The organism is Synechococcus sp. Cruz CV12-2-Slac-r (assembly GCF_024346075.1).
GTDB lineage: Bacteria > Cyanobacteriota > Cyanobacteriia > PCC-6307 > Cyanobiaceae > Synechococcus_D.
Genome location: NZ_JAGQEK010000068.1, coordinates 1 through 9232, shown reverse-complemented (window position 1 = coordinate 9232; position 9232 = coordinate 1). Strand labels below are relative to the sequence as shown.

12 protein-coding genes are annotated in these 9232 nt (G+C 49.8%); 9 read left to right on the top strand and 3 right to left on the bottom strand.

Annotation, left to right across the window (positions count from 1 at the left end):
• The 3 genes from KB557_RS06780 to rlmN all read left to right on the top strand — a co-directional run.
• A partial coding sequence (locus KB557_RS06780) for a DNA-directed RNA polymerase subunit beta'' (RefSeq protein WP_255132580.1) occupies window positions 1–1523 on the top strand: 1523 nt, incomplete at its 5' end.
• Between the two features lie 3 nt (window positions 1524–1526).
• Window positions 1527–1700, top strand: coding sequence for a chlorophyll a/b-binding protein (locus KB557_RS06775; protein ID WP_255132578.1), 174 nt, complete (start codon window positions 1527–1529; stop codon window positions 1698–1700).
• A 17-nt stretch (window positions 1701–1717) separates the two neighbouring features.
• Window positions 1718–2764, top strand: a complete 1047-nt coding sequence (gene rlmN / locus KB557_RS06770; RefSeq protein WP_255132585.1) for a 23S rRNA (adenine(2503)-C(2))-methyltransferase RlmN — start codon at window positions 1718–1720, stop codon at window positions 2762–2764.
• Here the strand turns inward: rlmN and KB557_RS06765 are convergent.
• Entirely contained in the window at window positions 2761–4038 is a 1278-nt protein-coding gene (locus KB557_RS06765; RefSeq protein ID WP_255132576.1) for an AmpG family muropeptide MFS transporter, read from the bottom strand. The two genes, rlmN and KB557_RS06765, sit on opposite strands and share 4 nt — an antisense overlap.
• Window positions 4039–4223: 185 nt before the next feature.
• Here KB557_RS06765 and KB557_RS06760 point away from each other — a divergent pair, with 185 nt between their 5' ends.
• The 5 genes from KB557_RS06760 (at window position 4224) to KB557_RS06740 (ending at window position 7205) form a co-directional block, all read left to right on the top strand.
• Window positions 4224–5006: a HEAT repeat domain-containing protein gene (locus KB557_RS06760; protein WP_255132574.1), complete on the top strand. Its 783-nt coding sequence runs from the start codon at window positions 4224–4226 to the stop codon at window positions 5004–5006.
• Between the two features lie 65 nt (window positions 5007–5071).
• Window positions 5072–5290, top strand: coding sequence for a DUF2997 domain-containing protein (locus KB557_RS06755; protein WP_255132572.1), 219 nt, complete (start codon window positions 5072–5074; stop codon window positions 5288–5290).
• Window positions 5268–5660, top strand: coding sequence for a DUF1257 domain-containing protein (locus KB557_RS06750; protein ID WP_255132570.1), 393 nt, complete (start codon window positions 5268–5270; stop codon window positions 5658–5660). Before KB557_RS06755 ends, KB557_RS06750 begins: the two co-directional genes overlap by 23 nt.
• Window positions 5661–5674: 14 nt before the next feature.
• Window positions 5675–5986 carry a ferredoxin gene (locus KB557_RS06745; RefSeq protein WP_255132567.1) on the top strand — a complete coding sequence of 104 codons (312 nt, stop codon included), beginning with the start codon at window positions 5675–5677 and terminating at the stop codon, window positions 5984–5986.
• A 7-nt stretch (window positions 5987–5993) separates the two neighbouring features.
• Window positions 5994–7205 (top strand): aldo/keto reductase, encoded by a 1212-nt coding sequence (locus KB557_RS06740; RefSeq protein ID WP_255132565.1) that lies wholly within the window; start codon window positions 5994–5996, stop codon window positions 7203–7205.
• A gap of 2 nt (window positions 7206–7207) precedes the next feature.
• On the opposite strand, the gene KB557_RS06735 is transcribed toward KB557_RS06740, so the two are convergent.
• Window positions 7208–7954, bottom strand: coding sequence for an RsmG family class I SAM-dependent methyltransferase (locus tag KB557_RS06735; protein WP_255132582.1), 747 nt, complete (start codon window positions 7952–7954; stop codon window positions 7208–7210).
• A 50-nt stretch (window positions 7955–8004) separates the two neighbouring features.
• On the opposite strand from KB557_RS06735, the gene KB557_RS06730 reads away from it, so the two are divergent.
• A complete protein-coding gene (locus KB557_RS06730) occupies window positions 8005–8430 on the top strand; it encodes a J domain-containing protein (protein ID WP_255132563.1) in 426 nt (141 codons plus the stop codon).
• On the opposite strand, the gene KB557_RS06725 is transcribed toward KB557_RS06730, so the two are convergent.
• Window positions 8427–9232 (bottom strand): lyase family protein (locus tag KB557_RS06725; RefSeq protein WP_255132561.1); only part of this gene is annotated, 806 nt, incomplete at its 5' end. The genes KB557_RS06730 and KB557_RS06725 overlap by 4 nt on opposite strands.

Genomic DNA, 9232 nt, shown 5'->3' with positions numbered 1-9232 from the left:
TTCGTCGCGATACCCTCTCTGACGCTAGCCATGGTTCCACCCACACTCAGGTGAAAGTGGCCGATGGTGATTCAATCAAGCGTGGTGATGTTGTAGCAACAGTTCAAATTCTTTGTAAGGAAGACGGTGTTGTTCAACTTCCAGATAGTGTTGAGGGGGAACCGATCAGGCGCTTGATTGTTGAAAGGCCTGACGACTTACTTGAAGTAAAGCTTCTGCAAGGTAAGCCCACCGCCGTTATCGGCCAGCGCATTGTTGAAGGTGAACCTCTTTCAGATGATTTAGTTGCACCCCACAGCGGTCAGGTGGAATTGATTACAGCCACATCTGTAAGTTTGCGAGTAGGCAGGCCCTATATGGTTTCGCCCGATTCAATCTTGCATGTGCGCGATGGTGATCTCGTTTTGCGAGGTGACACCCTGGCACAGCTAGTTTTTGAACGTGCAAAAACTGGCGATATTGTTCAGGGTTTACCTCGTATTGAGGAATTGCTCGAGGCTCGCCGGCCCCGTGAATCAGCAGTGTTATGTAAGAAGGCGGGCAGTGTAAAAATCGAACAAAAGGAAGATGAAGATTCACCTACAGTTTCGGTTGTTGAAGGTGAGGAGTTAAGTACTGAATATCCAATCCTGCTCGGACGCACCGTGATGGTGAGCGATGAGCAGCTTGTGGAATCTGGTGATTTGCTCACTGATGGGCCTATTAATCCCCATGAATTGCTGGAGGTTCTATTTGAGGATTTGCGTTCTCGCAATGCCTCGATGGATGCTGCAAATCAGGCGATATCTCGTTTGCAAACCGCTTTGGTTCAAGAGGTACAAAATGTGTATAAATCTCAAGGGGTAACGATCGACGACAAACATATTGAGGTGATTGTTCGCCAGATGACTAATAAAGTTCGAGTTGAGGATGCAGGTGATACAACTCTTCTGCCCGGTGAGCTAATTGAGTTACGCCAGGTTTATCAAGTGAATCAAGCAATCGCCATCACAGGCGGTGCGCCCGCAGAATTTACACCTGTTTTACTAGGTATCACAAAAGCTTCTCTTAATACCGATAGCTTTATATCGGCTGCTTCCTTCCAAGAAACCACTCGGGTTCTTACGGAAGCTGCAATTGAAGGCAAGAGTGATTGGTTACGTGGCTTGAAAGAGAACGTGATCATTGGCCGTTTAATTCCAGCAGGTACTGGTTTTAGTGGGTTTGAGGAGGAGCTAAAAGCAGAAGCTGGTCCTCATCCAGACATCCTCGATGAGGAGAATGCAAGCTACAGAAGGGCTAGTGCTCTTAGGCCCGATTACACCGTTGAAATGCCCTTGCCTCAGCCAAGTGCAGCTGTTTTAGATGATCCTTCAGACGATGAAATGCAAGCCACTCGCAGCCGCCATGGCATTTCGGAAGGTAGCAATTTTGCTGCTTTTGCCCGTCCGGCAGGTGAGGAATTAAGTGCTGAAGAGTTATTGCCAGATCCTGAAGCCCTCGAAGGTTTATTGGAAGAGGGATTACTAAGCGAGGAGAGCTAACAAATGATTTCTACGCCTCAACCTTTGCAACCCACCTTGATACCAAAACGGCAGTTACCGCGATTTGGTTTCCATACCCACTGTGAGCTATTAAATGGTCGTGCTGCAATGCTTGGCTTTATTTCTTTGCTAGCAGTTGAAATTTGGATGAAGCACGGCTTACTCGTTTGGCCCTAAATCCCCCACTGCTCGGGATGGGTCGAGCAGCCCTTGAGGCATGGGTGCAGGAACGGGGACAGGCCGCTTTTAGGGGAAGGCAACTACACGATTGGCTTTATTCCAAGGGTGTGCGTGAACTCGATCAAGTTTCGGTGTTGCCAAAATTATTTCGGCAACAATTATTAGAACAACCTCCTGCAGATGCCTTTGACTGGATCGGTCGCTCCCGAGAATTAGAACGCAATGTTGCACTTGATGGCACCACTAAATTGCTACTTGCTACCCACGATGGCCTCAGTATTGAAACAGTAGGTATTCCTAATCCCGATCGACTCACGGTATGTGTAAGCACGCAGGTGGGTTGCGCTATGGCATGTCGTTTTTGCGCTACCGGCAAGGGTGGTTTTCAGCGTTCCCTTGCTGTGCATGAAATTGTTGATCAAGTTTTAAGTGTGAGGGAGGTGATGCAGCAACGTCCGAGCCATGTGGTTTTTATGGGAATGGGTGAACCGTTATTAAATATCGACGCAGTTCTAGCTTCAATCGATTGCTTATGTACAGATTTAGGGATGGCTCAACGTCAAATCACTATTAGTACTGTTGGTGTTCCCAACACATTGCCAAAATTAGCTGCTCTTGCTCAAGAGCGTTTAGGGCGAGCTCAATACACTCTTGCAGTGAGTTTGCATGCGCCAAATCAACAGTTGCGGGAGGAATTAATTCCCACCGCCCATGCTTATCCTTTGGAGAAACTGCTTTCTGATTGCCGTGACTATGTTGTTGCAACTGGCCGTAGATTAAGTTTCGAATATATTTTGTTAGGTGGTCTTAACGATCATCCAGCGCAAGCCCTAGACCTTGCTGATCTTGTTAGCGGCTTTCAGAGCCATGTAAATTTAATTGCTTATAACCCGATCGAGGAAGAAACATTTAAACGCCCGAGTAATGCTGCGGTGGAGGCATTTAGGCGTAATTTGCAAAGCCGTGGAATTGCCGTAAGTGTTCGTGCTAGCCGCGGCCTTGATGCGGATGCAGCCTGCGGACAATTACGGCGTCGTTTCAATAATTTGGCTTCAACTTAGATCTGATCTTTTGCTGGATCAAAAGCTCCCCTAGCTTCCCGTTCCTGCCATGGCGCCACATAGGCAAGCAATATGAATGCTGGTATTGCTGCTGCTGCACTAAAAAGAAAAAAAGCAGACCATCCCAACCGTTCTGCTATCAAACCTGCAGGTGCAGATAACAATGAACGACTCAAGGCGTAAACACCGGAAAGCAAAGCGTATTGAGTAGCTGAATAACGGGGGTTACAGAGGCTCATTAGTAGTGCCACGAATGCCGCTCCCACCATGCCGCCACCAATATTTTCTAATGCTGCCGCCAGCATTAATGCAAAAGTGCCCCCCTGAAATTGCGCCAAGGCCCAATAGCTCAAATTGCCAACTGCCCCAAAGGCACTAAAAATCCAAAGAGAGCGATTCATGCCGAGATAACTAAACAAAATGCCACCAACTATCGTGCCTAAAATTGTGGCGCCAATACCCCAGGCCCCTTGAACTAAACCAATGGTTGCTTCGCTGAATCCATTACGGCTTAGAAAAGGAATAGCCATTGCATTTAATAATCCATCTGGCCAGCGATAAAGCAACACCAGTAGCAATAAAATAGGCGCCTTATTCGCTCCAGTTCGGTTTAGGAATTCTTTGGCGGGGCCCATAATTGCCTGGCGCAAACTTGTAACTGGTTTGCTTAGAGGCGGCACACTTGGGGCCGTAATAGTGATAGGAACCACTAACAACATGATTCCTGCTGCTGCAATAAATGCAGCGGGCCAGCCATAGGTGCCAGCGAGTAAGAAGCCACCAGAACTTATTACCAAACCGGCAGCGCGATAGCCAAGTGATGCGCTAGCGGCCCCAGCGCCCCGCTCCTCTTCTGGTAGCAAATCAGTGCGATAGGCATCCACAACAATGTCTTGGCTGGCGCTGCAGATCGCCAGGCTTAGGGCCACAAGACCAATGGCGGTTAGAGCTTTTGGGTTTGTGCTCGGTTGCAACAACGCCATGGAGCCAATTACCAGCGCCAGCAGCAGTTGTGTAACAAGAATCCAGCCCCTGCGGCGGTCTGGCCAGGCAATGGGCCAGCGATCCAGCAAGGGTGCCCAAAACATTTTTAATGTGTATGGAAGTTCAGCAAGGGGGAGTAAGCCAATTAAAGGACGAGGAATATTGCTTGCGCTGAGCCATCCTTGAAGCAATATGCTGCCCACCATGTAAGGAGCACCGCTTGCCACCCCCTCCATTCCCACCGTAAAAATGCGCTTACTGCTGGCGCGATTATTTTTTGGATTATTCATCGGCACAGGGGCTTTGCAACAGTGAGAATAGAATGCAATTCGTAGGTGAATTTGATGGCATTTTTTAGATCTAAGCTGCTGCCGGCTTTAATCCTTTTGCTTTTTTCAGCTGCGCTTTTTGCGGTTAGCGCTCGTATCTGGCTGCCCGGTGATATGGCTGCGCCAGCGCCACTGGCCTGAGCTCCATGACTAACCACAGTGAATTGGTTATTGAGCTAGCTCTATTGGAAGAGGAGTTGGAGGCGGAGGAGGCCCTTGATCCGCTTGATTTAATTCCGAAAGATAGCGATTGCCCCCAAGGGCATGAGCAGCAGCAAAAATTACTGGATCAGGCTCTTATTGATTTAGCTGGAGATCACGAACAGCAATTGCAAGGGTTGAAATTCTTTTGTGAGCACCGCGATCCCCGGGCGCTGCCGCTACTGATGCCTTTGCTTAAAAGTAGTTGCCCAATTCTGCGCATGAGCGCTGTTTATGCCCTTGGCCGCAATCCAAATCCAGAGGCATTACCTATTTTGCTGCCTCAATTGCAGCTGGAGAGCAATGGGTTTGTGCGCAAAGCGCTCGCTTGGACCCTTGGGAACTACGCCGATCCACTGGTGGTTTCGGCACTGCTTCAGGCCTTAAGCACCGATATCGCTGCGGTGCGTCTTTGGGCCGCCAGCTCCCTCGTTGATTGCAACTTGAATAACGAAGAGCAACGAACTGAAGTGGCACGCCAGTTGCTCCTGAGCTTGCGTATTGATACCGAGCCTGCAGTGCGAAGCAACAGCGCCTGGAGTTTGGGGCGACTAATCGCAGATTCAGAATCGCAACTAGCTAGAGAGCTGCAGGAGGAAATGAAGGAGGCGCTTGTGCAGGCCTGCCTTCACGACAGTGATTCCGGGGTGAGGGACGACGCCTTAAACGCAGTTGAGCAGTTAAACGATCCAACCCTTATGGCGCGTTTGCAGAGTGGTTGGGTTTGATCTCGCGTGTCTGATCGCAGCTAATAAATAAAATTGGGTAAGCTCTTACAAGCGAGGAAGCGCTTATGCCACAACAAACGATACGCTTTTGCATCCGCCCTAACGGCGTTGTGGAAGAACTTGTTGAAGGCGTGCAAGGGGAGGGCTGTTTGCAGTTAACTAAGCTGATAGAAGCAAGGTTAGGCAGCATTCAGCGTTGTAATTCCACTTCCGATTATTACCTTTCTGCTACCGCAGAACTTCACCAAAAACAAATCAGTAATGTCTCACTTCAGCACGATTAAAACTGAGCTTCGCGATCGTGCTGCATTGCTGGCAGCACTAAAAGATATTGGCCAAACACCAACTGAAGTAAATCAGCTGTTGCGTGGCTACCAAGGCCAAACGGAACTGGCTGATCTTTGTTGCCCGCAGCCTGAAGGGGGCGACATTGGATTTCGTTGGAACAGCACTGAAAAACGCTATGAGTTGGTAACTGATCTTGATTTATGGCGCTTACCAATTCCTTTGGAACGCTTTATGGCCCAATTAACCCAGAGATACGCGCTGCATAGCATTCTTAGTAGTGCAAATGCCGAAGGCTTTGTTGTTAGTGATCAACGGGCAAGTGTTGATGGCAGCATTGAGCTGGTAGTTACCCGCTGGCAGGGTTGATTGCCAAGCTTGCCGTGAGCATTGATCCTTCTATTGCTTTTGCAACCCAACCCCTTGCCGCGCCGGGCGAGAGCAGCACAGGTAAAGAACCGCTGCTAGGGGGTAGTTTGCGCCAGGAGGCAATTTGGGTTGATGAAGATGTTTGTATCGGTTGCCGTTATTGCGCCCATGTGGCTTGCAACACTTTTTTAGTGGAACCCCATCGAGGTAGATCGCGGGTAATCAGACAAAACGGCGACAGCCTTGAACGGGTGCAGGAAGCTATCGACACATGCCCGGTGGACTGCATCCATTGGCTGCCATTTGAGCAATTGCCTAGCCCGTAAGCCAGCCATGATCCCCACTCGTCGTTTTGGCAGAACCGAGCTGGCAATGCCACTGTTGAGCCTTGGGGGAATGCGTTTTCAACAGAGTTGGAGTGATTTGCCTGCGGCTGAGATCAAGCTTGAAAGCCAGCAAAACCTTGAGCAAATCCTTGTAGCAGCCATGGCTGCTGGCATGCACCACATTGAAACAGCAAGGTTTTATGGCAGTTCTGAATTGCAACTTGGCCAATTATTGGCGAAATATCATGATCCGCAGCGAATTTTGCAAACAAAAATTGCGCCTAATTCAGATTCAAAAATATTTGAATCGCAGCTGGAGCGCAGCTTCAACTTGCTGCAGGTGCAAAGGGTTGATCTACTCACCTTGCATGGCATAAATCTTGCCGAACATTTAGATCAATGCCTGCGGCCAGGTGGATGCCTCGATGTTATACAGCGTTGGCAAAAAGATGGCCGTATTGGCCATGTTGGTTTTTCAACCCATGGGCCGCTTGAATTGATTGAAATGGCAATCGCAAGTGGCGCTTTTGCCTACGTAAATATCCATTGGTACTACATTCGCCAAGATAATAGCCCCGCTTTAAATGCTGCTAGGGATCAAGATATGGGGATTTTTTTAATTAGCCCCACCGATAAAGGTGGCCATCTTCACTCTCCTTCTAAACGCTTAAAGCAACTTTGCAAACCTCTACATCCGATTGTATTTAATGATCTATTTTGTTTGAGTGATCCTAGGGTTCACACCATTAGCGTAGGGGCTGCAAAAGTTGAAGATTTAGATTTACATTTAAAAGCCGTAAAAATGTTGCCAAATGCCAATGAGTTGTTGCCTCCTATCTCGGCTTCGCTGCAGCAAGCCCTCGAGGATTCACTTGGTGAAGCTTGGCTAAAAAGTTGGCAGCAGGGGTTGCCTCGATGGCAAGAAACCCCAGGCAAGATCAACTTGCCAGTGCTGCTTTGGCTTAACAACTTATTGCAGGCATGGGATTTAGTGAGTTATGGCAAGGCCCGTTATGGCCTTCTAGGGCAGGGTGATCATTGGTTTCCAGGTAACAATGCTGATGTATTTGAAGCGCCGCTTGCCAGTGCGGGCTCGGTATCTGAACTGGAATTAAAGGCGGCCCTTGCTGAAAGCCCATGGCGTGATGAAATTCCGGCAATCCTGCGCAAGCTCAAGGCAAACCTTGGTGGCATGGCCCTGCAACGTTTGGGTAATTAGAGCTAGTTGTTGCCTCCCCCTAGGGGTTGCTTTGCCGGTATTCCCACCGCCCTTGGATAAGCAGCCGGGCAAGGGCCTTTGGGGGTTAGATGGATTACGTGCCGCTGGCCCCTGGCTTCAGGGAGCTCTAAGGCTTGGGGCTCCCCGGCCCTGGCCTGCAATATTGCGCAGATTTCACAGAGTTTTTGCTGATCTGCGGCATTCCACTGCCCCCGATAAAGCAGAGCTGTGGCATTTGGGGCCAGTAGGGGCACTAAGTATTCAGCTACCACCGCAGCTGGTGCTACAGCCCTTGCTACCGCCAATTGAAATTTGCCGCGGCAATTGGGATCTCGGCCGCTTTTTTCAGCTCTTTCGCAGCGCAGCAAAATCCTTTCTGCAAGCCCCAATTCCTGGGCCATTGCTCTTACCGCTTCCAGTTTTCTACCAACTGAATCCACCAGGGTTAATTGGGCCTTGGGGAGCGCGATTGCGATGGCAAGGCCTGGAAAGCCACCACCAGTGCCCACATCCACCACTCCAAACCCTTTTGAGTTTGCAGCTGGTGCAGCGGCCCCCGATAACCAGGGCTGAAGGGGCCAAAGGCTATCGAATACTTGGCCGATCCAGTAATCGGGCCCTTCTACCAGCCGGGTGAGATTTAGTTGCTGGTTCCAATGCCGCAATAAAACCTGCAGCTGTTGCAATTGCTGCAGCTGTTGCTCGTTTGGCTGCCAACCCAGCAGCTCCCAGGGAAGATCGTTGCTCAGGGTTTGGAAAGTAAGTTTCCCTAGGATCGCAACAAGCAGAACCCAGCGGCTTGGCTTCCACCGGCCCCCATATCAATCTTTATGCCCTGCTCGGCGTAAAACGGGAGGCCAGCCAGGATGAATTGAGGGCGTCTTTTCGCAGCCTCAGCAAACGCTTTCATCCAGACACCACCGAGCTTCCGGCCGCTGAAGCTAGTGAGCGTTTTCGGGCTTTGCAAGATGCAATGGCAGTTTTGAGCGATCCAGAACAAAGACGCAAATACGATTCAACACTCAATGATTTATTCATAGATCAAAGTAAAAATTTAAGCAAGAATTCAGGTAAAGATTCAAGTAAAGTTTCAATCCAGCAAACGATTATTCCCGAGCGCCGAGCTTTATCGGGAGGGGAGTTGTTTGCCCTATTGCTGCTTGGGGGCGCTTTGGTTTTTAGTTTATTAATCGGGCTGGCATTGGCTTTTCTGGGCCGCTTTTAATCTTGAGTGGCGGTCATTTCTTTTGGGTTTACATTGCGATCAAATGCTTCAGCGCTGATCGCATCAAGGGCGAGGGCGGCCTCCCGTAAAGAAAGCCCTTCAGCATGGGCATGTTGAGCAATTTTTGCTGCTTTGTCGTAGCCAATCACTGGTGCTAGGGCTGTAACAAGCATCAAGGATTGATCGCGATAATGTTCAACTTTGTTGATATTTAATTTCATCCCTTCTACAAGATGCACCCGTAGGGAATAGCAACATTGGCTCAGTAATTCACCACTACGAATTAAATTAAGCGCTATTAGAGGCTTATACACATTCATTTGGAGGTGGCCGCCACTGCCACCGATAGCAACTGCTTGATCAAGGCCCATCACTTGAGCAGTAGCCATTGCCACAGCTTCGCATTGGCTGGGATTCACCTTGCCAGGCATGATTGAACTGCCGGGTTCATTTGCAGGCAGAAGCAGTTCAGCTAATCCGGCCCGTGGTCCGCAAGCGAGCAAGCGAATGTCGTTCACAATTTTATGAAGCGCCCCCGCCAGTAGCCGCAGGCGAGCCATCTGTTGCACCAGGGCGTCGTGGCTACCCATTAAGGCGAAACGGTTGCCATTGCAGCTCCAATTCACCCCCTCCCAGCTGCTCAGCAATTCACAGGTAGCGGCAGCGAAACCGGCCTTTGCGCCAAGGCCGGTGCCAACGGCTGTTCCCCCTAAAGGTATCTGCCGTAATTCTTCAAAGCCCGCTTCGATTCTTGAGGCGGCGCTGCGCAATTGGGCCGCCCAACCTCCCACTTCTTGGCCAA

Bases quoted from the DNA above. Each gene is read 5' to 3' on its own strand.
- KB557_RS06750 (WP_255132570.1), top strand. From the start codon at position 5,268: ATGTCTCACTTCAGCACGATTAAAACTGAGCTTCGCGATCGTGCTGCA.
- KB557_RS06765 (WP_255132576.1), bottom strand. From the start codon at position 4,038: ATGAATAATCCAAAAAATAATCGCGCCAGCAGTAAGCGCATTTTTACG.
- KB557_RS06775 (WP_255132578.1), top strand. From the start codon at position 1,527: ATGATTTCTACGCCTCAACCTTTGCAACCCACCTTGATACCAAAACGG.
- rlmN (WP_255132585.1), top strand. From the start codon at position 1,718: ATGGGTCGAGCAGCCCTTGAGGCATGGGTGCAGGAACGGGGACAGGCC.
- KB557_RS06760 (WP_255132574.1), top strand. From the start codon at position 4,224: ATGACTAACCACAGTGAATTGGTTATTGAGCTAGCTCTATTGGAAGAG.
- KB557_RS06740 (WP_255132565.1), top strand. From the start codon at position 5,994: ATGATCCCCACTCGTCGTTTTGGCAGAACCGAGCTGGCAATGCCACTG.
- KB557_RS06755 (WP_255132572.1), top strand. From the start codon at position 5,072: ATGCCACAACAAACGATACGCTTTTGCATCCGCCCTAACGGCGTTGTG.